Here is a 23,188-nt window from a genome sequence, read left to right on the forward strand (position 1 = left end):
CACTCTCCTAGTTAAACCAATGACGCGTTTTATTAGCAAAATAAACTAAGCTAAGCATAACAGGTACTTCAACAAGCACGCCTACAACGGTGGCAAGCGCAGCGCCAGAGTGTAAACCAAACAATGAAATAGCCACGGCAACAGCCAGTTCAAAAAAGTTAGAGGTTGCAATCATACAAGCTGGCGCTGCAATACTATGAGCTAGGCCCATTTTTTTTGCAGCTATATAAGCTATTGCAAAAATACCATACGTTTGAATAAGCAACGGAATAGCAATCAATACAATGGCTTCTGGTTTATCTATTAAAGTTTGAGACTGAAAACCAAACAAAAGCGCCACCGTTGCCAGTAAACCAATGATGGAATATGGTTTCATTACCTTTAAAAAGTGATTTAACCGTGTGTGATCTTCACCTTTATCTAACTTTTTGCGGGTAATAGCGCCTGCTATTAATGGAATAAGTACATACAAAACCACCGAGAGTAATAACGTGTCCCACGGTACCGTTATGTCTGTTACCCCTAGTAATAAGCCTGCAATGGGCGCAAAGGCAAAAATCATAATAATATCGTTAATAGATACCTGCACTAACGTGTAATTAGCATCACCTTTTGTTAATTGGCTCCACACAAACACCATTGCAGTACATGGTGCTACACCTAATAAAATCATACCGGCTATGTATTCTGTCGCTGTTTGTGGGTCAACAAAGTCTGCAAAAATACCTTTGAAAAATAACCATCCTAGTAAGGCCATGGTAAAGGGCTTTATGAGCCAGTTGATAACAACTGTCAGCACTAAGCCTTTAGGCTTTTTACCTACATCTTTAATAGAGGAGAAGTCAATTTGCACCATCATCGGGTAAATCATAAACCAAATAAGTACAGCGATAACAATATTTACATGTGCATATTCTAAGCTTGCAACAACACTAAATATATCGGGTATCACGTAACCAGCTATAATGCCTACCGCAATTGCCAGCGTTACCCACACCGATAAAAAACGTTCAAATAACCCCACAGTAACCTCCTAAATATCTTTTTGATTTAAGCGTTTACTGAGCTGCTCTGCTGTTTCTACTCGTTCAGAATACCTATCAACAAAGTGTTCTTTTTGGTCACGCATTAATAAAGTAAATTTTACGAGCTCTTCCATTACATCCACTATTCGATTGTAAAAAGCGGAAGGCTTCATTCGGCCACTCTCTTCAAATTCTAAAAACGCTCTAGGCACAGATGACTGATTAGGTATTGTTACCATGCGCATCCAGCGCCCTAGTACGCGTAACTGATTAACCACATTAAATGACTGCGAACCACCACAAACCTGCATTACAGCCAGCGTTTTACCTTGTGTAGGTCTTACGCCACCCAGGTTTAATGGAACCCAATCAATCTGATTTTTAAATACGCTCGTCATAGCACCGTGTCGCTCCGGCGAGCACCACACTTGCCCTTCAGACCAAAGCATTAAATCGCGTAGCTCTTGCACTTTAGGGTGCGTCTCATCTTCACTATCTGTTATGGGTAACCCCTCAGGGTTAAATATTTTAACCTCAGCACCAAAGTGGGTTAGCAAGCGCGCACTCTCTTCTATAACCAACTTGCTATATGAGCGGGCTCGCAGCGATCCGTATAACAATAAAATTTTAGGTTTATGAGATGAAAACGTTAGCGTGAAATCCTTAACGCTAGGAGGAGTGCCTTGTAAGAGTGCTAAATTAGGTAGCTCGTGTTCAATTGATTTACTCATAACCTTTAACCTTATAGCTCTGTAGTGAACTAAACACATATGAAAAAACAGATATATGAAATTTCACATATAAAGACATCAGAGTCAACTCTATTTATACCCACCCGCTTAATTAAGTGAGCTATTTGGTGGATGGAAAAACGTGTTGATAGCCAGGAAAAAAATTCGCTATTTAGTTTCTCTCGGCAATTGCTTCTGCATTGCTCTACCTTCTGCTTCCATGCAGTTATAAATGAGAATTTTTAAACACTGATAGCGACACTTTTAGCCCCTCAAAATGATGAAGCTTATTGCGGACAGGTATGAGATTGGCATTTAACTTTCGATCGTAAAAAATGCTCTCTGGGCAGTGGTTATCTGTAAGTAAAAACTAAAAAAGCCGCTTAGTAGCGGCTTTTAAAATTACATTTCAACATTTTTGTCTTTGGTTAAAAAGGAATGTCATCATCAAAATCTATTGTTGGTTCCATAGGATTTGATGCGCCGCCTTGTGGGGCATTTTGCGGCTTAGGTGCAAAACCACCTTGCTGCTGTGGTGCACTATTTTGCTGTGGAGCGAAGCCGCTATTGTTTGATTGCTGGTATTGGTTATTTTGCTGTGGTGCAGCCGCTGCAGCCGGACGCTGTGCTGGAGCCGCCTGCTGTTGTTGCCCATAGCCACCGCCTTGCTGACCTTGGTTATTTTGGCCATAACCACCGCCTTGCTGATTATTCTGGTAACCGCCACCTTGTTGGCCGCCTTGATTACCTTGATAGCCACCACCTTGCTGATCACCACCACGAGCGCCTAGCATTTGCATTTGACCTGTAAAGCCATCAACGACAATTTCAGTTGTGTATTTTTCTTGGCCTTGCTGATCAGTCCATTTACGTGTCTGTAGTTTACCTTCTACGTAAATTTGTGAGCCTTTGCGGCAGTATTCGCCAACAATTTCAGCTAATTTGCCAAAAAACACGACACGGTGCCACTCAGTTTTATCAACCATTTGGCCAGTGTTTTTATCTTTATAGCTATCTGACGTTGCTAAGGTAATATTTGCTACACCATTGCCATTAGGCATGTAACGAACTTCAGGATCTTGTCCTAAATTACCAACCAAAATTACTTTGTTCACACCGCGTGCCATGGAACCATCTCCTATAAACGTTAGATTAAACCAGCTACTTTACGTGCTTGGTCTAGGTCGAATTCTTTATCATTAATCTTTAAATAGCTGCGGCTTTCGTCGCGTACTACTGTTGCTTCTATTACGCCAGGTAAAGCAACTAGCTGAGAAGCAAGTTCTTGAGCTTGCTCTTCAGAACTTAAATTGGTCATTAAACTAATAACTTTACTTTTCGGTGGGACTTGCATTTTCCACGCAATAATAAGCCATATTAACCCAACAAGTGCCGCTGCCGCAAACACAGCTTGTGTACTTGTTGTTTGTGCTACGTAACCCCCTAAAATACCACCTAAAAAAGCCCCTAAAAACTGGCTAGAGGAATACCCGCCCATCGCCGAACCTTTTTGGCTTGCAGGGGCTATACGCGATACAAGCGCAGGCATAGTCGCTTCCAAGAAATTAAATGCGACAAAATAAAGCAGCATACAAATGGCAATGCCAACCACACTATTTACCCAAATAGACATGGCAAACATACTGACCGAAAGCAGCGCAATTGATCCAATAAAAACCTGTTTTTCTTTTTCTTTTTTAATGGCAATAATCATCATTGGCACCATTAAAATAAACGCTAGCAGCAACACCGGAATATATAAATACCAGTGGTGGTTGGCAACTAAGCCGTCTTCTATTAGCTGGCTTGGTAGTACCACAAAAATAGTGGTGAGTGTTAAATGTAGCAGTAACACACCAGCATTTAAGCGCGATAATTGCGGATGCTTAATTAATTTTTTTATGTCGCTAAAGCTTGCCAAGGTGTCGCCTTTAGGCGCTTTATTAACGGCATTAGGCACTAAAAATAAAATAATACCAATACCAAACACGGCAAGGATTGCTGTTAACCAAAATACCCCTGCTACGCCCCACGACGCTGCAACTATGGGCCCAAGTAACATAGCAAAGGCGAAACTCATGCCTATGCTCATACCAATTACAGCCATTACTTTAGGGCGTTGTTCGTCGCGGCTTAGGTCGCTGGCAAAAGCAAGTAATGCACTGGCTATAGCGCCCATACCTTGTAGTGCTCGGCCCAATGTAACCATCTGAATAGATTCAGCTAGTGCTGCAATAATTGAGCCCAACGCAAATACAACTAAGCCACCAACAATGACTTTTTTACGGCCTATTTTATCTGACAAACGCCCCATGGGTATTTGCAGTACTGCTTGGGTTAAACCATAAGCGCCAATAGCAAACCCTATCCACATAGGCGAAAACCCATCAAGCGATTGACCATAAATAGCCAATACAGGCATCAGCATAAACAAGCCGAGCATTCTAAATGCAAACACACTCGCCAGCGATACTGCGGCGCGTTTTTCTCGTGAATTAAGTGAAGATGCGGTCATTATCTGCGTAATCTTACGGTATGAAAAATTTAGGCTGGGATTCTACCACAAGCTTGGCAATAATTAATCGCCTATAAGTAAGGATTTTTTCGTTGATCATTGATTAATAATGTTTCGTATTATGCGATACTGGACAAATAATTTTGGTAATAAACGAGATAGCATGGAAAACATTGAAGTCCGAGGCGCCCGTACGCACAATTTAAAAGACATCAGCCTAACCATCCCACGTGATAAATTAATTGTTATCACAGGCCTATCTGGTTCGGGAAAATCATCACTGGCATTTGATACTTTATATGCAGAAGGACAGCGTCGTTATGTAGAGTCACTTTCTGCCTACGCAAGGCAATTTTTATCGTTAATGGAAAAGCCTGACGTTGATCATATTGAAGGCCTCTCTCCCGCCATTTCTATTGAGCAAAAATCTACATCGCACAACCCTCGCTCAACAGTGGGTACCATTACCGAAATATACGATTACTTGCGTTTAATGTTTGCCCGTGTGGGAGAGCCACGCTGCCCAACTCACGACTTACCCCTTGCAGCTCAAACAATTAGCCAAATGGTTGATACCGTTTTAGCACTGCCAGAGGGCACTAAGCTAATGCTTTTAGCCCCGGTAGTTAAAGACCGCAAAGGCGAGCATGTTAAATTACTGGAGCAGCTCTCAAGCCAAGGGTATATTCGTGCTCGTATAGATGGCGAAGTGTGCGACTTATCCGATCCACCAACGCTTGAGCTTCATAAAAAGCATACTATTGAAGTGGTTGTTGACCGCTTTAAAGTAAAAGATGGCCAGCAGCAGCGTTTAGCCGAATCATTTGAAACCGCACTAGAAATGTCTGGCGGTGTAGCAAATGTAGCCTACATGGACGACAGCACGATAGAAGAAATGCTGTTCTCGGCAAATTTTGCCTGCCCTACCTGTGGCTATGCAATGACCGAGTTAGAGCCACGTTTATTTTCGTTTAATAACCCTGCGGGGGCATGCCAAAGCTGTGACGGTTTAGGCGTACGCCAATACTTTGATCCTAACCGCGTAGTACATAACCCTGAGCTAAGCTTGGCCGGTGGTGCAATAAAAGGCTGGGATAAACGCAGTTTTTATTATTTTCAAATGCTACAAGCGGTTGCCGAGCACTATAATTTTGATTTAGATGTGCCATTTGAAAAACTTGCTAAAGAATCACAAAAAATTATTTTAGAAGGCTCAGGTAAAACAAAAATAGCCTTTAACTACCGTAACGACAGAGGCGATTTAATAACTCGTAACCACGAGTTTGAAGGCGTGTTAAATAACATGAACCGTCGCTATCGCGAGACGGAGTCAAACTCGGTACGCGAAGAGCTGGCTAAATATCAAACTAGCCAAGCGTGCCCTAGCTGTCATGGCTCACGTTTACGCCAAGAAGCACGCCACGTATTTATAGGTCAAACAAACCTGCCTGCTATTACTAATATGAGTATTGGTGAGGCAATGGACTTTTTTGAAGGGTTATCACTCACAGGTCAAAAAGCCCAAATAGCTGAAAAAATTCTGAAAGAAATTCGCGACCGTTTATCGTTTTTAATTAATGTTGGCCTTAACTATTTATCGCTTGAACGCAGTGCCGATACCCTCTCTGGTGGTGAAGCGCAGCGTATTCGTTTAGCCAGCCAAATTGGTGCAGGCCTTGTAGGTGTAATGTACGTACTGGATGAGCCATCAATTGGTTTACACCAGCGCGATAACGACCGTTTATTACAAACCTTGGTGCATTTACGCGACCTAGGTAACACCGTAATTGTGGTTGAGCATGATGAAGATGCCATTCGCGCAGCCGATCATATTATTGATATTGGCCCAGGCGCGGGTGTACACGGCGGGCATATTATTGCACAAGGTACACGTGACGATATTTTAGCGACCAAAGACTCGGTAACGGGCCAGTTTTTATCTGGCGTGCGTAAAATAGAAGTACCACAAGAACGTAACCCAACAGGCGACAAATGGCTTGAGCTGTTTGGCGCCACAGGTAATAACCTTAAAAATGTAGACTTAAAAATTCCATTTGGCTTATTAACCTGTATTACAGGAGTATCGGGCTCAGGTAAATCAACGCTCATTAACGATACACTTTTTAAGCTTGCGCATACTGAACTTAACGGTGCGACCACAGCGGAAGCCGCGCCTTACAAGTCAATTAGTGGCCTTAATCATTTTGATAAAGTGATTGATATTGACCAAAGCCCGATTGGCCGTACACCGCGCTCAAACCCTGCAACCTACACAGGTATTTTTACCGGTATTCGTGAGTTATTTGCAGGAACACAAGAAGCCCGTTCACGTGGCTATAAAGTAGGTCGTTTTAGCTTTAACGTAAAAGGCGGGCGCTGTGAAGCTTGCCAAGGCGATGGCGTAATTAAAGTAGAAATGCACTTTTTACCTGATGTATATGTACCGTGTGATGTATGTAAGGGTGCGCGCTATAACCGCGAAACCTTAGAAGTGCAATACAAAGGTAAAAACATTCACCAAGTACTCGAAATGACCGTTGAAGACGCGCACGACTATTTTGATAAAATACCCGCAATAGCCCGCAAGCTTAAAACCCTTATGGATGTTGGTTTATCGTATATTCGTTTGGGGCAGGCTGCTACCACGCTCTCTGGTGGTGAAGCTCAGCGTGTAAAACTGGCTCGTGAGCTATCTAAACGCGATACAGGTAAAACTCTTTACATACTTGATGAGCCAACAACCGGCCTTCACTTTGCCGATATTGAACAACTACTTGTGGTATTACATCGTCTGCGTGATCACGGTAATACCATAGTAGTGATTGAGCATAACTTAGATGTGGTTAAAACCGCAGACTGGGTGGTTGATTTAGGCCCTGAAGGCGGTGCTGGCGGCGGTGAAATACTCATTGCAGGCACACCTGAAGAGGTCGCTAAATGTGAGCGCTCGCATACTGGGCATTACCTAAAGCCCCTATTAAACTAATTGGGGTTTATTACTTCTTACGATAAGGAAAGTCGGTGTTAAGGCCTTTTAAAATTATAAAATGGCGAGCCAGTAGGCTATTTAAACAGCTGCAAAAAAAATCGCAGCCTTTTAAAGCTGATATTGATGAGCATATTAAACCCATATGGTTTAGCCTTAGCACCGCGCAAAAGCTTTACTTAGCAGCGCTTATATCTGTGATTTTCTTTAAATCTTGGTCACTTTGTGCGCTTTTAACAATGACTGCCTTGGTCATTGAATTTTGGCCAAAGTTTAATAAACTTTGGCACTCCTTAGCAGGCAAAGCTTTAATTTTGGTTTTTTATGCAACCATTGCTAATTTTGTTTTGGCAAATGCAAGCAGCATTGTTAACGATGTAACTCACGTATCAGCTGCAAACATGAGCTACACACACAATTTTGCAACTTTGATATATTTACCCATTTGGGCATTAGGAATTACACTCTGTACATTACTAATATTTCAATTTATTTTACCCTTTTATATCATAATGCTGTTACTTATAAAGCCATTTGGATCGCAAAGCATTAAATATATAAGTCAAAGCTACTCTCCCTTACTTACCGCATCTATTAGATTAATATTAGCCTTCATAACTTTAAGTACCCTCTATTCCTTAGTAGACGATAGGGATGAAGCAACATTTTTATCAGACATAGAAAACGGCTTTTATTTTGGAAGAGAGCTGGCCAGTGACTCACCTGAGGTGAAGGAGCAAGCTGTGGACAATCTAAATAAAAGGCTAGCTAAACAGGAACCTGGCTCACCAAAAACAGAAGAAATAAATGAGCTCGCCGAATCTGCAAGTTCATTTGTTGCTACTGAAGGTTATTTTGAACGTAGTAAACGCCTTATAGCGATGTTTGCATTTAATTACGAAGCAGATGAGTACTCAAGGTGTAAAAAAGCCAAAAATAGCAAAGTGGTAGAGTTGAACGATTACGAAATAGTAGAGATTACGCCAAATGAAACTATGCCTTATGGCTATTCTTTTATTGTGAAAGCCTGCGAATCACCTGCATTTAGACCCATTAGATGAACAATGATGACCTTTAAGCGATGAGTCAAGTATTAGAAGTTACATACAAAAATGCCGCTAAATTTAGCGGCATTTTTATTCGCTTATACTAGGGTCTGTTGAAGCATTTTATGTACGAGGAATAAATCCTAGTGCATCGTAAACTGATTTAAGGGTTTTTTCTGCACGTACACTTGCCTTTTCTGCACCTGATTTCATGATGCTATCAAGTAGGTTTTGATCTTCTCTGATCTCTTTAAAACGTGCTTGAATTGGCTCAATCATGCTCACTACAGCATCGGCTGTATCTTTTTTCAAGTGGCCATACATTTTATCTTCGTACTCTGGCACTAAGTCTTCAATTGAGCGCTTAGTGGCTACGCTTAATAAAGTAAGTAAATTAGAAACGCCTGGTTTTTCAGTACGGTCAAAGTAAATACGTGCTTGCTCGTCTGAATCAGTTACTGCTTTTTTAAGCTTTTTCTCAATCTTTTTAGGCTCATCTAATAGCATGATGTAGCCGTTAGGGTTTTCATCAGACTTAGACATTTTTTTAAGCGGATCTTGAAGGCTCATTACGCGTGCGCCAAACTCTGGGATATAAGGCTCAGGTAATTTAAATACATCACCGTATAAATTATTAAAGCGTGTAGCTATATCGCGCGTTAACTCTAAGTGCTGCTTTTGATCATCCCCTACCGGTACTTGGTCTGCTTGGTATAATAAAATATCCGCTGCTTGCAATACTGGGTACGAAAATAAGCCGACGTTTACATTATTAGCATGTTTAGATGATTTATCTTTAAACTGAGTCATGCGGTTAAGCTCGCCCATTTGCGCATAACAATTTAGCACCCATGCTAACTGCGCGTGTTCTGGCACTTGTGACTGTACAAATAAGGCCGATTTTTCAGGGTCTATGCCACAAGCCGCGTACAAGGCTATACCATCTAATACACGAGAGCGAAGAAGTTCAGGCTCTTGACGAACAGTAATCGCATGTAAATCAACAAGCATAAAGAAACTTTCGTGGTCTTCCTGTAGCTTTAGCCACTGGTTAATAGCGCCAACATAGTTGCCTATTGTCATACCACCGGTTGGCTGAATGCCACTTAAAACTACTGGTTTACTCATGATTTTCCTTTAATGTTGTTTAGTTAATTAAAAAATTTAACGCTGTGTTAGTGTTGGTATTATATCTAAGAAGTTCTCGCATAGGTACTGTGGATTAAAGTCGCTTAGGTTTTCGCCTTGGTTATAACCATAATCCACCGCTATGACATCAATTTTAGCGGCATGTGCTGCCAATATATCGCTTTTTGAATCGCCAATCATAATAGCCTTACTCGGCTCAACATTCAGCTTTTTACATGCATACAGCAAAGGCGCTGGCGACGGCTTTTTAGCCATATCATCTCCACACACGATTACTTCAAAGTGGCGCGTAAGGGAAAGCTTATCAAGTAGTATTTCGGTAAATATGCGCGCCTTATTGGTAACGAGCGCTTTAGGCATACCACTGAGCGCATTAAGCCCTGTTTCTACATGTTGATACAACACGCTATATTCGCCCACTAGCTGCTCATAATGTTGATAGAATAAAGCAATAGCTTTTGCACTAAGCGCTTCATCTAAGTGTTCGCTAATTTGCATATCACCACTGAGTGCACGCTTGACTAAGGTTTCAATACCGTTGCCTATCCAGCTTTCAACCAAGCTTTGGCTAACAATAGGGAATGCTAAATCACTCAGTGTTAAATTTATTGCTAAGTATAAATCGTAAACGCTATCAACAAGTGTGCCGTCAAGGTCGAACAAAGCTACATCATATTTCATTACTTTACGTTTCCTAACTGCTCACGCATTTGATCAATAACCACTTTATAATCAGGCTCATTAAAAATAGCAGACCCTGCTACAAACATGTCGGCACCTGCTTGCGCTGCTGCGGCTATATTATCAACCTTAATACCGCCATCAACTTCTAAGCGAATATCACGACCCGACTCAACTATGCGCTGCTTAGCTTGGGCTAGTTTTTCAAGGGTGTGGGGGATAAAGCTTTGGCCGCCAAAACCTGGATTTACCGACATTAGTAATATAGTGTCTAACTTATCAATAACGTGATCGAGATAGCTCAGGCTAGTGGCAGGATTAAATACTAAACCGGCCTTACAACCATGATCTTTAATAAGTTGTATGGTGCGGTCTATGTGCTCACTCGCCTCAGGGTGAAAGGTAATTATTGATGCACCGGCCTCTGCGAACTGAGGGATTATACTATCTACAGGCTTTACCATTAGGTGTACATCGATAGGGGCCGTTACCCCGTAATTTCTAAGCGCTTTGCACACCATAGGGCCTATTGTGAGATTAGGCACGTAGTGATTATCCATGACATCAAAATGTACTACATCAGCACCTGCAGCGAGTACCTTATCTACATCTTCACCTAATTTTGCAAAGTCAGCTGACAATATAGAAGGCGCTATTAAGTATTTTTGTTCAGGGTTTAGCATAGTAATCCGTCAATCAATAAAATATGCCTTAATGTACCGTAAATACTGGAGTTTCCCAAGTAATACACGGCAAATTGGGTATAACTAAAATAGCAATTTAAATACATAAGAATTTATTTATATAAAGCTTTAACTATCACAGGGAAATATTAGTTTGTTATTTATACAGCTTTTGTTATTATTGAAGGAGTAACTTACTTTTAGGCTAATATTATGCGTGCTTTTAAAACAGGGATCTTAATTGCGTCGGCATTGTTATTTATTGGGGCATTTAGTTTTGCGCCAAGTTCTGAGCAAGATTTAAGCTTAGTTAGCAACTGTCACAATCAGGCAAGTAGTAATAACACTCCAAGCGCCCTAACATGTACGAAAGTAGAAGAAGATTCGTCGTGGTTTTCGTGGCTAACAGGCGATAGTCGCAGTGCGCAATTTCATTATTTAGATTTATTAGAGCTATTAACTAGCTCAGAAGACGCTAAAAATACGCCTTCAATAAAACCTCTTTTTTAAATAATGCTGCACTTTATTAGCGCGTTGCAAAGTGTGCTAGCAGCATTTTTTGGTGTGCAATCAGAGCACAAACGCCAAGCCGACTTCCAACAACACTCCCCTCTTTTTATTATTGCTTTAGCTGTGCTGTTTTTCGTTATTTTTGTAGTGACAATTTATGCAGTGGTTGCTTGGGTGCTAAATACATAGCCATTAACTCGTCAACTTTGTTGCGTGAGCCACCTTTAGGGCTGATAGTACGTTTTACCTGAATTTTACCAAGCGTAGCTTGGCTATAAATTTTTCGCGTCCACACGGTATCGTGGTTAGATATAAGCACTGGGGTATTGTTTTCAAACGCAGCTTGCTCGGCTAAGTTTGCCAAGTTTGCTTGATCGTCTAAATTAAACCCGCCTTTAGCATAAGAGGTAAACGACGCTGTTTTACTTAGCGGCACATAAGGCGGATCGCAATAAATAACCGCGTTGTTTGGCACAAGCTTAAACACATCATCGTAGCTTAGGCAGGTAAATGTGGCTTTTTGTGCTTTTTCGGCAAAAAAGTACATTTCTTTTTCTGGAAAATAAGGCTTTTTATATTTACCAAATGGCACGTTAAAAATGCCTTTGAGATTATACCTACACAATCCATTGTAACCATGGCGATTCATGTATAAAAAGAGCATTGCGCGCTCATATACATCATTGCTTTTATTAAACTGTACACGGTATTCGTAGTAAGCGTCTGGATGATTATTTAAATCAACAAACAGCTTTTTAGAGTCACTTATAAACTCATCAGGTGAGCGCTTGAGCTCTTTGTATAAGTTAATTAAGTCAGCATTGATGTCGTTAAGTAAATAGTGTTTAAAATTACTGTTTAAGAATACTGAGCCTGCACCTACAAACGGTTCTACCAAGGTTTCAGCATGTTTGCTGGCTTGAGATAATCGTGCATTAATATCTTCAACTAGGCTGTATTTACCGCCAGCCCATTTAAGGAAGGCTCTACTCTTTTGTTGCATTGGTTCTTAACTTCAATCTGCTGTAGCGCGATTTTACACTAAAGTGAGTCAGTTTACTGATCAAGTCGTGCAATTTCTTGTTTTATTTTGCTGATTTTTTTATAAAAAGGCTTGTTCTTTCTAAGCGTACTTGGCAAGGCAGACAACGCACTTTTAGCATCAGCGAGTGATGCATAACTGCCAAGAGTAACTACCCACCATACTTTATTGTTCCGCTTAGTTTGATATACCCTAGCCCGCTGGCTTAAATTATGTTGAATAATAAACTCACGGGTGATCTTTTCCTGCGTCACGGCAAGCAGCTGCACAGTTGTATTATTATCTGGCTGAGCTAAATACCACGCGTTATCTGATACGTTATTTGAGGTTTTAGACTGCGGGCTTTCTTTATCGTCACTTTCAATTAGCTCAATAGTCTCAGGAGTGTTTGAGCTTTGTGGTAACGCCTCGCTTTGCTCACTTTGAGCGCTTTGTTGAGCCTGACGCGTTAGGCTTTGCATTATCGCCGGCACATCGTTTTTATGTGGCGCTACATTCCCTTGTGATTTATCGCTGACCGGCTCTAAAGGCAAATCCGCTTTTGAAATATCAGCATTGTCATTACTGACTTCTTTATCCGCTCTTGGGATAGCGGTAATTTTAGCAGCAGGAATAGCGGTATCTATGTCTTGGCTTTGTTGGTTTTGATAGTACGTTTGCCACCATTGGGTCATGTCATTTTTATAAAGCAGACCAATAATTAGTAACATAATAATAATTAACAACGAGATTAAGTGTATACGCCATGACACTGTATCTTTTTTTACAATATCAGCTACATGCTCCGTTGGTTGCCATGCTAATAATAAACTGGGGTTGCCTTTTGCTTCATTTAAAAATGCGCTAAATACGGGGTCTTCATCGTACGGTAAATTAGGAAAATACCAGCTCATTAGCTGTTTAGATTCTCGGGAAGATAAAGGCTCTAAGTAAATTTCAACGGCATTATTAATAGCCAGCTTTGATTGCGAGGCTAGCATAATATAAAGCGTTATAGGGCTATTTTTGGCAAGTAACTCTAACTCTTGTAATAACTCTTCAGATAAATGCCTTGCATTATCGAGCACCCATAAACAGGCCTCGCACGGCTGTTGTTCTAGCAGTTGGTAAAAGTTTTCACTTAACGATAAATCGTGGTCAATCAGCGGAGAGTTAAAGCTTTGCTCTAATATATCACTCATCAGTGATACATCATTTACACTGGCACTTACTTGTACAAATGCTTTATTAAAACTGTTGTATTTGTCGGTGATGAAGGTTTCGAGCATATAACTTTTGCCAAGGCCTGAGGTGCCTAGCAATACAATCAAGTTTTGCCCATATTCAAATTGCAGCGCGATTCTATCCACCAACGCCGCTCGGCTTGGTAAAATTTGCGCCTGCATTATTGCTCGATTAACGCTCTAACGTGGTCATCTGATACGTCATCTACCAATGCGCATTGACCAAACTCTGTCGGTAAAATAAAACGGATAGTGCCCTTTTTATTTTTTTTGTCTTTGCGCATATGCATCAAAAACTGCTCAGCAGTCATTTCTGCTGGGATCTCAGTAGGCAAATTATAAAGCTCGAGTAGTGTTACAATTCTATCTACCTCACTTTGCGATAAATCACCGCGTGTATGGGCTAATTTAGCAGCCAGTACCATTCCGGTCGCAACAGCCTCACCATGCAGCCATACGCCATACCCCATTTGCGCTTCAATTGCGTGAGCAAAGGTATGCCCTAAATTGAGTAACGCACGAAGGCCATTTTCTTTTTCATCTTGCGCAACAATAAGCGCTTTAATTTCACAACATCTATAAATGATATGCTGTAAACTGGCTTCGTCTAATTGCTGTAGCTTTTCTGCATTTTGCTCAATAAAAGTAAAGAGCTCGGTATCGTAAATCAGACCATACTTGATAACTTCGGCCATGCCCGCTGCAAATTCACGCGCCGGTAATGTATGAAGTGATTCAGTATCAATAAAAACAGCTTGCGGCTGATAAAATGCCCCAATCATATTTTTACCCAGTGGGTGGTTTACAGCTGTTTTGCCCCCAACAGAGGAGTCAACTTGTGATAGTACCGTGGTAGGAATTTGAATAAACGGTACACCGCGTTGATAGCATGCAGCAACAAAACCTGTTAAATCGCCAATAACACCGCCACCTAATGCTATTAAGCAGGTATCTCGACCGCAATTATTTTGCAATAAAAAAGCAGATATTTTCTCAAACCATTCGAGTGATTTGTATTGCTCACCATCTGGAATGACAAAAGAAAGAGGGTCTAGCTCAGCTAACGAATCTAGCAGTCCTTGCAAATATAAAGGGGCAACTGTGTCGTTAGTGATAATGATAGGCCGACAATCACCAATGTGGTGAACAAGGCGGCCATTATCTTGAAGTGCAGATTGACCAATAAAAATAGGATAACTTCGCTCGTCCAAATTAACAGTTAATTCAAGCATGCTTTGTTATTTCCTTTATTATTGGTTTTTAAAAATCTAATTTCTCGATGATTTGGTTAGCAACAACTTTAGCGCTTTGCTCATCGGTGCGTACAACAAAATCGGCAACTTCTTTGTATAGTGGCTCGCGTTCTTCTGCTAAGCGCTCTAGTACATTACGAGGTGCTTCTTCAGTTTGCAGTAATGGGCGACGCTTGTCGCGTTGCGTGCGTGCAACTTGCTTTTCTATAGGTGTCTCTAGGTATACAACGATACCGCGAGCCGAAAGCTTGTTTCGAACTTCTTTACTCATTACTGACCCACCACCGGTTGCAAGTACAATACCTTGCATTTCGGTTAAGTCGCCAATAACAGATTCTTCACGAAGTCTAAAGCCTTCTTCACCCTCAAGATCAAACACCCAGGCAATATCTGCACCGGTACGGCGTTCGATTTCTTGATCAGAATCGACAAATTCAAGGTGTAATTGGTCAGCGATGTGACGACCAATCGTGCTTTTGCCAGCCCCCATGGGGCCAACTAGAAATATATTACGTTTCTCAGCCATATCTTTTAGTACAAACGAACTCTAAAATTTGAAATAAAACCCCGCCTAACGACCTGGCCCCAAAATTAAGGAGGGGATTATCTCAGTAATTGGCCGGGTATTTCAAGTCTATTACAATAAAAAGCCATATAACGAGCAATTATTATCAATAAACACTCGTTGGCGAACATAAAACCACTAAATTTTAGTCTATTTGTATTTTCGGTGTCACGAAAATAAGTAATTCACGTTTCTCATTAAACTCGCTGGTGCTCTTAAATAAGCGTCCAACATAGGGAATATCACCAAGTACAGGTACTTTATTTGTGGTATTAATTATTTGCTGCTGAAAAATACCACCCAGCACAACGGTTTGGCCGTTATCAACCAGCACTTGTGTTTCAATTTGTTGAGTGTCTATCGACACCGCTTCACCTGTTCCGGTTTGGACCGTTTCGCCACGAGTATCTTGTGTAATAACTAAGTCTAAAATAACTTTGTTATCCGGCGTTATATGCGGTGTAACCTCAAGGCTCAATACCGCTTTTTTAAAGCTTACAGTAGTAGCACCACTTGAGGCTGATTCGGTATAGGGGATTTCAGTACCTTGCTCAATACGTGCTTTTTGCTGATTAGCTGCAGTAATGCGCGGGCTCGCAATAATCTCACCTTTATTTTCTTCCTCTAAAGCGCTCAGCTCTAAATCAATTAAGGTGCCATTAGCCAACTTGGCTATGTGTAAACCAATACTCGCCGCAGGGTTAGTAATAGGTAGGTTTACATTAAGACGATCTGATAAGTCAGGAATAGTACCATTTGAGATAGACTCAGCACCTTCAAGTGAGCCTGAAATACCATCACTATCTTGTTGGTCGCTAAATCCCCAACGTACACCTAAATCTTCTGTGACATTATCGCGTACCGTTACCATACGTGATTCAATAACAACTTGTTGCACTGGGATATCAAGTGTTTCAATCATACGACGGATACTTTCAATACTCTTCGCTGTATCTTTAATAAGTAAAGTATTGGTACGCTGGTCGACCGATACACTGCCACGGGCAGAAATGATGCTGTTCGTGTCAGTTTTAAGTAAATCCGCAAAGTCTTCAGCTTTAGCATAGTTTAAACGAATATACTCACTGTAAAGCGGCTCTAAATCCTCGACCTTTTGTTTAGCTAATAAATCTTTCGCTTCACGGGCGGCTAGCTCTTCAGCTGGCGCCACCATCAATATAGAGCCATCCATGCGCTTATCAAGGCCTTTAATACGCAGCACAACATCTAAAGCCTGATCCCATGGAACGCCATCTAAACGAAGCGTGATGTTGCCGGTTACTGAGTCACTCGTTACTAAGTTAAACTCGTTATAGCCCGCTATTATTTGCAGTACAGCTCTAACCGAAATATCTTGGAAGTTTAAGGTCATTGGACGACCCTGGTATTCTTTGCCCCCATCTAAATAAGCATTTTGCGTTTCATCTTTTTCAATCGTTAACGTTAAAATGTTATCTATTTGCTGGTAGGTAAAGGTAAAAGCAGCATTAGGCTCAATAACTACACGGCTTAGGCTATCTTCTTTAAAGGTTTCAATGGTACTTACAACAGTGCCAAAATCTAATACATCTAGTTCATACAGTAAGTCGTCTAAAATATCTGTATGATGAAACTCTGCAATTATTTTTCCACCGCTTTCATGTACTTCTATTGCAGCTTGCGTGTCTTGCAAAAATACTAAAACTTTTGCTTCACCTTTTTCACCACGGCGAAAATCAATAGATTGAATCCGGTTAATATAAGCGCTTGAGGCATCATAACCATTGCTGCTTTCATCAGAAGCTTGTTCAGTAAGTGGGTTATCCGATACGCGCAACGACACTAAGTTATTATTAACTTGTGTTTCGTATATTTTTAAACGTTCCAAATTTACCGTAACTTTTAAGCCTTGCTCTGTCTGTACGCTGCTAACACTATTAATACCTGCGTGATCGACCGGTACATTTTCAAGGCCCTGCTCTAATTCAACACCATCAAACAGCATCTCTATACGCGCTGGTGTGTTATGTACCTGAATTTTAGGTTGTTGTGTTAGCTCTTCGTCAAATACAAGTTGTAACTCGGTCTCGCCTTTAAGCAATGGGTTATAGCGTACATCATAAAGTAATGGCGCTGCACTGGCTGTTTTTGCAACAAAAAGAGCCAATATGACAAAAAACATCGTTTGAAAACGATGATGCCAAAGTACATCCTTATGCATGTGTGTTTTACCTTTTTTATTATTAATTTGCGCCATTATTTGCCGCCTCTAACATTTCCAATTTAGTCAGCCGCTCTTTCCAACAACCCGACCCATCAGGGATTAATTCAACTAATTCTACATAATCACTACTTACAGATTTAACCTTACCGTCGTATGTCCCTAAGTAGTTATTTACCGTTACCCTATGCAGCGTTTCATCAGCTGCGGTGATCAATGCCCACATTTGTCCGTTAGAGCCTAACGTCCCTTTCATAGATAGGTTATCGAGCGGGTATTTTTCTAGCGGCTCTCTCACTCTATCAGGGTCAGGATGTAAACAATTTTTAATTTGTGTCAGTTTATTTTGAATAATTTCAGGCTGTGGTGCTACAAACGGGCTTCGCAATTGCGATGCGTTATATTCAAAATGTTCAAACTGAGTTAATTCAGGTATTTCCTCAACTTTAGCCGTGGTACTGGCTTTAACTTGGTCAATAAACTCTTTTTGCTCAGAGGTATCGTCATTACAACCTGCTAAAAATAAAATAGACAGCGATAATAAAGGGACTAATCTCACTTTTTAACCCCTTCTTCATAACGATATGTTTTTGCTACTACACTGAATGTTAGTTGCTTTTCCCCAGATGATACAATCGAAAAGTCATGTAAACTAACAATTCGTGGTAATTGGGCTACTTTTCCAACAAATTCACCGAACTCATGATAAGTACCTATTACTTCGATTTTAATAGGGAGCTCTGTATAAAACTCTTTTTCGACTTCCGGTAACCAACCTATTTTTAAAAATGTTAAACCGCTAGTAGTCCCTACATAAGATAAATCATCAAGTAGACCCGGTGTTTCATTTGATGTGGGTAGTCGCTTTAACAATTGAGAAAACTTATCTTCCATATCAACCATCTGCTGACGGTATATGTCGAGTTTACTCGCTACAGCATACTTAGTTCTATAAGTGCTACGTAATTCCACTTCTTTTGCTACAGCACTGTGGTAGCTGTCTATTTCGTCAGATACCAATAAGCTGTAGCTAAAAAATAACACTAAACCTGCGACAAATAAGCAACTAATTGCTTTTACTGCAACAGGCCACTCACCAATATTGTCGAGCTCAATTTCATTCCAATCTATTTCATTTAGAGCTTTTAAATCAAGGTTCATCACTTACCTCACCAATTTCATCAAATGGTTTTACATAAAACTCCATATTAAAATCACTGAGTAACCGTGATGTCTGATCGCCCGCCACAATACCTTGCATGGTGGGTCTTTCTAATAAGTATGAGCCTTGCACCTGACGCAGCATCGTAGATAAGCGATTGTTTGATTCACTTCGACCAAGTACATGTATTTGGTTACCACGACGCTCAAGCTTAGTGAGATATACCCCTTGAGGAACAATTTTCGCCACCTCATCCATAATTTGAGTGCCTAAATTACGACTGCTTTGCAACTCTTCGATTAATCGCATACGTTGTTGTAAATTTTCTTTTCGTTTATCAAGATCTCGAATTTCACTAATTTTTTTATCAAGCATGCTTATTTCTGAGCTGAGATAGTTATTTTTTAAGTTTTGGCCATCTTTTAAACCAGCATAAAAAGAACTAAGCAGGTACATGCATGCAAAGCAACCAATGACCACCGCAACTATAATTGTGATGAACTTCTTTTTAGACTCTTCACGTTGCAACTCGCGCCAAGGCAGTAAATTTATATGTGGCATGATGAAAAGCTCCTTAATGCCAAACCAGTAGCAATTGCAAACTGTGTTCTATTTCGCTGCATAATATTTCGGTCTACTTTTGGTGAAATTTCCATATTTGCAAACGGTTCAGCTACAACAGCATGAATACCCAGCTCTTCTATTAACAAACGATCGAGCCCTTCGATCATCGATGTGCCACCGGTTAGTACAATATAATCAACTTGATCTTTACCTGTGGTTGTTAAAAACATTTGTACCGCACGTCGCACTTGCTGCAATAATGATGTTTGAAACGGTGCAAGTACTTCAAAAGTGTAGTTAGGGGGTAAATCACCTGTTGTTTTACCTATCTCAGCCTCATCAAAGCTCTTGTTATAGTATGACACGATACTATTGGTGTATTGGTCACCACCAAACACTTGGTCGCGGGTGTAAATTGTTTCACCGGCTTGCACCACGCTTACCAACATCAACACCGCGCCAATATCTACCACCGCAACACACTTATTAAAGGCGTCACTTGGGAGTTGCTGATAATACACATCCATTGCTCGGCTCAATGCATAGCTTTCTACATCAACCACTTTAGCGGTTAAGTTAGCAGCTTCAAGTGCACCTACACGCGCCTCAACGCTCTCGGTACGCGCAGCAGAGAGTAGTACATTCATTTTACTGGGATCGGCTTCATTAGTAGAAAGCTTTTCGAAATCTAAGCTCACTTCGTCGAGGGGATATGGGATTAAGCTGTCAGCCTCAATTTCAATTTGTGACTCTAATTCAGCGTCACTTAATGAAACATCCATAAAAATAACTTTAGTGATAACGGTTTGTCCTGATACAGCGACTGCCGCAGATTTTAGCGATTTTGGTAGTTTTCTTTTTAATTTTGTAATCACATTACCAATTGCTTCAATATCTTGTATTGAGCGCTCGCTCATCGCGCCTTTAGGCATAGGTTCAATTGCAAGTGCTTCTAGTCGAAATCCCGTTTCAATTTCACTTAAAAGCACTGCTTTGATAGAGTGCGATCCGATATCAATTCCGACCATCGCAGCTGATGGCTTTTGAAATAGTTGACTTAGCATGTTTGCAACTTGACCTTTGTTTTAATAATAAACAAGTTATAATTTTTTTAGTAAAAAATATTATTCATTTTTTAATCAATATATACTAGCAGTCTAAACTCGCAATTGGGAGTCCATTTAGGGAAATATCAGTGATTTTATTAAAACGAACATTACAATTTTTTATCATTTGCACGTTAATTGGTCTGATCACTTTAATCAGCCTTTATTATTACGTTAAACCTGATATCCCCAGTGTGCAAGTTTTAAAAGACGTGCAATTACAAACCCCTATGCAGGTCTTTACAAAAGATGGACTGTTAATCAATCAATTTGGTGAAAAACGCCGCATCCCTGTCACCATAGACGAAATTCCGCAACCTTTAATTGATGCCTTTTTAGCAACAGAAGATAACCGTTTCTATGACCATATAGGCATTGATCCCATAGGTATTGTTCGATCCGCTATTGTCTTAATTTCAACAGGTGAAAAAAAACAAGGCGCGAGTACAATCACCATGCAGCTCGCTCGTAACTTTTTCTTAACACGAGAAAAGGCATATATTCGTAAAGTTAAAGAGATTTTTATAGCGCTACATATTGAAAGTGTATTAACAAAAGACGAAATTCTTGAGCTTTACCTTAATAAAATAGAACTAGGTAATCGTGCATTTGGTATTGGTGCAGCTGCTCAAGTTTATTACGGCAAAGAGCTAAAAGACCTCACTCTTGCACAAATGGCAATGATTGCAGGTTTACCTAAAGCGCCCTCTGCGCTTAATCCTATTCGTAACCCCATAAGAGCTAAAGCACGTCGTAATGTAGTGCTTGGTCGCTTACTTACAGAAAACTATATAACACAACAACAATACAACGAAGCAACCAGCCAACCTATCACCGCGTATTTTCACGGTGCCGAGATAGACCTGTACGCGCCTTACATCTCTGAAATGGTTCGTGCAGAGATGGTTAAGCGTTATGGTGTAGATAAAGCTTATAATTCTGGTTTTAAAATATTTACCTCTGTAGAGTCTAAAGTACAAAAGGCTGCGCAAACGGCTTTAGTAAATAATTTACATAACTACGATATGCGCCATGGCTTTCGTGGGCCTGTAGACGTGCTATGGGACCCAGAAACACAACCAGCCTTAGGTGAGCAACAAATCCTAGAAAAGCTAAAACCAGTTAAAGAAATTGCTGATTTGCACGCTGCGGTGGTATTAAACGTATCTGAAAAAACCGCTGACGTTATTTTAAAAAATGGCCAATACACCACACTTAATTGGGATAATTTAAAATGGGCGCGCAAATATATTACTCGCTACCGTCAAAGTTTTGCTCCTAAAGCCGCTACTGACATTCTTACCCCAGGCATGCAAATATGGCTACGTAAAAATAACGACGACAGTTACCTGCTAAGCCAAATACCTGAAGCGGCCAGTGCACTTGTTTCACTCGACCCACAAGATGGTCGTATTAAAGCCATAGTGGGCGGTTACAGTTTTGAACAAAGCCAATACAATCGAGCGGTACAAGCTAAACGTCAAGTTGGCTCTAATATCAAACCCTTTATTTATTCTGCTGCGCTTGAAAATGGCTATACATTGGCCTCTATTTTAAACGATGCGCCAATAAACCAATGGGATAAAAGTTTAGGTGTAGCGTGGCGGCCAAAAAACAGCCCTGCGGTTTATAATGGCCCTATACGTATTCGCCGTGCACTAGCACAATCTAAAAATGTTATTTCTGTGCGTTTGCTGCGCGGTGTAGGGCTGCAGCGCACGGCCGATCACTTACTTAAGTTTGGCTTTAAAGATGAGGACATTAACCGCAGTGAATCCTTAGCATTAGGGAGTGCATCAATCACGCCATTAGAGCTTGCTCGCGGCATGAGCACATTTGCTAATGGTGGCCACTTAATTGAACCTTACTTTATATCTGAAATTCAAGATGCCTATGGTAATGTACTATTTAAAGCATCCCCTGCTCTTGCTTGCGATGAAGACGAGCTATTACCCGTCTCTCAAGCTACGGATAGCTTTGCCAACAATAACCTAGATACCGATACAGCAGATGAGCAAGCCATACAACCACATTGTGCACCACGTGTTATATCAAAGCAAAATGCTTTTTTAATTGCTGAGGCAATGCACAGCGCTGTATGGGGTGGCGGTAGCTGGACACATAAAACAGGCTGGAGCGGGACTGGTTGGCGTGCGCAAGCATTAGATAGGCGCGATCTATCGGGTAAAACAGGCACAACGAATGACTCTGTTGATACTTGGTTTAGCGGCTTTAACCGCAATGTAGCAACGTCTGTATGGGTGGGTTTTGACAACCCAGGAAACTCGTTAGGACGCTCAACCTATAATAACAACCTAGATAGCAGCCAAATCTCTGGTGCTGAATCGGGCGCTAAAACGGCACAACCAGCTTGGATTGATTTTATGAAAGTGGCCCTTGAGGGCACACCAGAAGCGCCAATAGAGCCCCCTGAAGGACTCGTTTCAATTCGTATCGATTTAAAAACAGGTTTGTTAAGTCATAAAAACGACTACACCAGTCGCTTTGAATATTTTGAAAAAGGCACAGCCCCAACAAAATATGTACTGTCTCAGCCAACTGATATTTTTGAAGAAGATACAAAAACAGAAGAAGAGTTATTCTAAAAATCAAAAACGGCAGCTTATACCAATCCACATAATTAAGTGATCTATTTTGAGGATGGATAAACGTGTTGATAGTAAGGCAAAAAATTCGCTATTTAGTTGTTCTAAATGAGAATTTTTTTAGCGCAGATAGCGACACGT

The 23,188-nt window shown here is 40.8% G+C and carries 21 protein-coding genes; 5 read left to right on the top strand and 16 right to left on the bottom strand.

Annotated features, from left to right (window positions below):
* Positions 1-7: 7 nt before the first annotated feature.
* The 4 genes from arsB to CWC16_RS09205 all read right to left on the bottom strand — a co-directional run bounded on the left by arsB (position 8) and on the right by CWC16_RS09205 (position 4,271).
* Positions 8-1,024, bottom strand: coding sequence for an ACR3 family arsenite efflux transporter (gene arsB / locus CWC16_RS09190; protein ID WP_138541331.1), 1,017 nt, complete (start codon positions 1,022-1,024; stop codon positions 8-10).
* Positions 1,025-1,033: 9 nt separating this feature from the next.
* Complete coding sequence (arsH, locus tag CWC16_RS09195) at positions 1,034-1,756, bottom strand: arsenical resistance protein ArsH (protein WP_138541332.1); 723 nt, start codon at positions 1,754-1,756, stop codon at positions 1,034-1,036.
* Between the two features lie 428 nt (positions 1,757-2,184).
* Positions 2,185-2,883: a single-stranded DNA-binding protein gene (gene ssb, locus CWC16_RS09200; protein ID WP_055014604.1), complete on the bottom strand. Its 699-nt coding sequence runs from the start codon at positions 2,881-2,883 to the stop codon at positions 2,185-2,187.
* A 20-nt stretch (positions 2,884-2,903) separates the two neighbouring features.
* Entirely contained in the window at positions 2,904-4,271 is a 1,368-nt protein-coding gene (locus CWC16_RS09205) for an MFS transporter (RefSeq protein ID WP_138541333.1), read from the bottom strand.
* A 163-nt stretch (positions 4,272-4,434) separates the two neighbouring features.
* Between CWC16_RS09205 and uvrA the strand changes: the two genes are divergently transcribed.
* Positions 4,435-7,257 carry an excinuclease ABC subunit UvrA gene (uvrA, locus tag CWC16_RS09210; protein WP_138541342.1) on the top strand — a complete coding sequence of 941 codons (2,823 nt, stop codon included), beginning with the start codon at positions 4,435-4,437 and terminating at the stop codon, positions 7,255-7,257.
* 197 nt (positions 7,258-7,454) lie between these two features.
* Entirely contained in the window at positions 7,455-8,318 is an 864-nt protein-coding gene (locus CWC16_RS09215; RefSeq protein WP_249929203.1) for a hypothetical protein, read from the top strand.
* A gap of 108 nt (positions 8,319-8,426) precedes the next feature.
* Here CWC16_RS09215 and trpS read toward each other — a convergent pair whose 3' ends face one another.
* From trpS to rpe, 3 genes are read right to left on the bottom strand one after another with little or no spacing between them, the layout of a single operon-like run.
* A complete protein-coding gene (gene trpS / locus CWC16_RS09220) occupies positions 8,427-9,431 on the bottom strand; it encodes a tryptophan--tRNA ligase (protein WP_029771853.1) in 1,005 nt (334 codons plus the stop codon).
* A gap of 36 nt (positions 9,432-9,467) precedes the next feature.
* The gene (locus tag CWC16_RS09225) at positions 9,468-10,133 is read right to left on the bottom strand and encodes a phosphoglycolate phosphatase (protein WP_055014602.1); all 666 of its coding nucleotides are present in this window, start codon (positions 10,131-10,133) and stop codon (positions 9,468-9,470) included.
* On the bottom strand, positions 10,133-10,816 hold the full coding sequence (gene rpe / locus CWC16_RS09230) for a ribulose-phosphate 3-epimerase (RefSeq protein ID WP_055017773.1): 684 nt from the start codon (positions 10,814-10,816) through the stop codon (positions 10,133-10,135). The genes CWC16_RS09225 and rpe overlap by 1 nt, the downstream gene beginning before the upstream one ends.
* A gap of 213 nt (positions 10,817-11,029) precedes the next feature.
* Here rpe and CWC16_RS09235 point away from each other — a divergent pair, with 213 nt between their 5' ends.
* Together CWC16_RS09235 and CWC16_RS09240 are read left to right on the top strand one after the other, a co-directional pair.
* Complete coding sequence (locus CWC16_RS09235) at positions 11,030-11,326, top strand: hypothetical protein (protein WP_138541335.1); 297 nt, start codon at positions 11,030-11,032, stop codon at positions 11,324-11,326.
* A gap of 3 nt (positions 11,327-11,329) precedes the next feature.
* The gene (locus CWC16_RS09240; RefSeq protein ID WP_024032525.1) at positions 11,330-11,515 is read left to right on the top strand and encodes a DUF2970 domain-containing protein; all 186 of its coding nucleotides are present in this window, start codon (positions 11,330-11,332) and stop codon (positions 11,513-11,515) included.
* On the opposite strand, the gene CWC16_RS09245 is transcribed toward CWC16_RS09240, so the two are convergent.
* The 9 genes from CWC16_RS09245 to CWC16_RS09285 form a co-directional block, all read right to left on the bottom strand.
* Complete coding sequence (locus CWC16_RS09245) at positions 11,463-12,329, bottom strand: Dam family site-specific DNA-(adenine-N6)-methyltransferase (RefSeq protein WP_138541336.1); 867 nt, start codon at positions 12,327-12,329, stop codon at positions 11,463-11,465. The genes CWC16_RS09240 and CWC16_RS09245 overlap by 53 nt on opposite strands.
* Positions 12,330-12,382: 53 nt before the next feature.
* Positions 12,383-13,753: an AAA family ATPase gene (locus CWC16_RS09250; protein ID WP_138541337.1), complete on the bottom strand. Its 1,371-nt coding sequence runs from the start codon at positions 13,751-13,753 to the stop codon at positions 12,383-12,385.
* Positions 13,753-14,823, bottom strand: coding sequence for a 3-dehydroquinate synthase (gene aroB, locus CWC16_RS09255; RefSeq protein ID WP_138541338.1), 1,071 nt, complete (start codon positions 14,821-14,823; stop codon positions 13,753-13,755). Before aroB ends, CWC16_RS09250 begins: the two co-directional genes overlap by 1 nt.
* Before the next feature lie 28 nt (positions 14,824-14,851).
* Positions 14,852-15,370, bottom strand: coding sequence for a shikimate kinase AroK (gene aroK, locus CWC16_RS09260; protein WP_004589350.1), 519 nt, complete (start codon positions 15,368-15,370; stop codon positions 14,852-14,854).
* Between the two features lie 184 nt (positions 15,371-15,554).
* Entirely contained in the window at positions 15,555-17,645 is a 2,091-nt protein-coding gene (locus CWC16_RS09265) for a type IV pilus secretin PilQ (RefSeq protein ID WP_055017774.1), read from the bottom strand.
* Complete coding sequence (locus tag CWC16_RS09270) at positions 17,632-18,168, bottom strand: pilus assembly protein PilP (RefSeq protein ID WP_055017775.1); 537 nt, start codon at positions 18,166-18,168, stop codon at positions 17,632-17,634. The genes CWC16_RS09265 and CWC16_RS09270 overlap by 14 nt, the downstream gene beginning before the upstream one ends.
* A complete protein-coding gene (locus tag CWC16_RS09275) occupies positions 18,165-18,770 on the bottom strand; it encodes a type IV pilus inner membrane component PilO (protein WP_055017776.1) in 606 nt (201 codons plus the stop codon). Before CWC16_RS09275 ends, CWC16_RS09270 begins: the two co-directional genes overlap by 4 nt.
* Complete coding sequence (locus tag CWC16_RS09280; protein ID WP_055017777.1) at positions 18,760-19,332, bottom strand: PilN domain-containing protein; 573 nt, start codon at positions 19,330-19,332, stop codon at positions 18,760-18,762. The genes CWC16_RS09275 and CWC16_RS09280 overlap by 11 nt, the downstream gene beginning before the upstream one ends.
* On the bottom strand, positions 19,320-20,399 hold the full coding sequence (locus tag CWC16_RS09285) for a pilus assembly protein PilM (RefSeq protein ID WP_138541339.1): 1,080 nt from the start codon (positions 20,397-20,399) through the stop codon (positions 19,320-19,322). Before CWC16_RS09285 ends, CWC16_RS09280 begins: the two co-directional genes overlap by 13 nt.
* 131 nt (positions 20,400-20,530) lie before the next feature.
* Between CWC16_RS09285 and CWC16_RS09290 the strand changes: the two genes are divergently transcribed.
* Positions 20,531-23,047, top strand: a complete 2,517-nt coding sequence (locus tag CWC16_RS09290; protein WP_138541340.1) for a penicillin-binding protein 1A — start codon at positions 20,531-20,533, stop codon at positions 23,045-23,047.
* The last annotated feature ends 141 nt before the right edge of the window (positions 23,048-23,188 follow it).

The organism is Pseudoalteromonas sp. S3776, from assembly GCF_005886915.1.
In the GTDB taxonomy this organism is placed as follows: Bacteria; Pseudomonadota; Gammaproteobacteria; order Enterobacterales; family Alteromonadaceae; genus Pseudoalteromonas.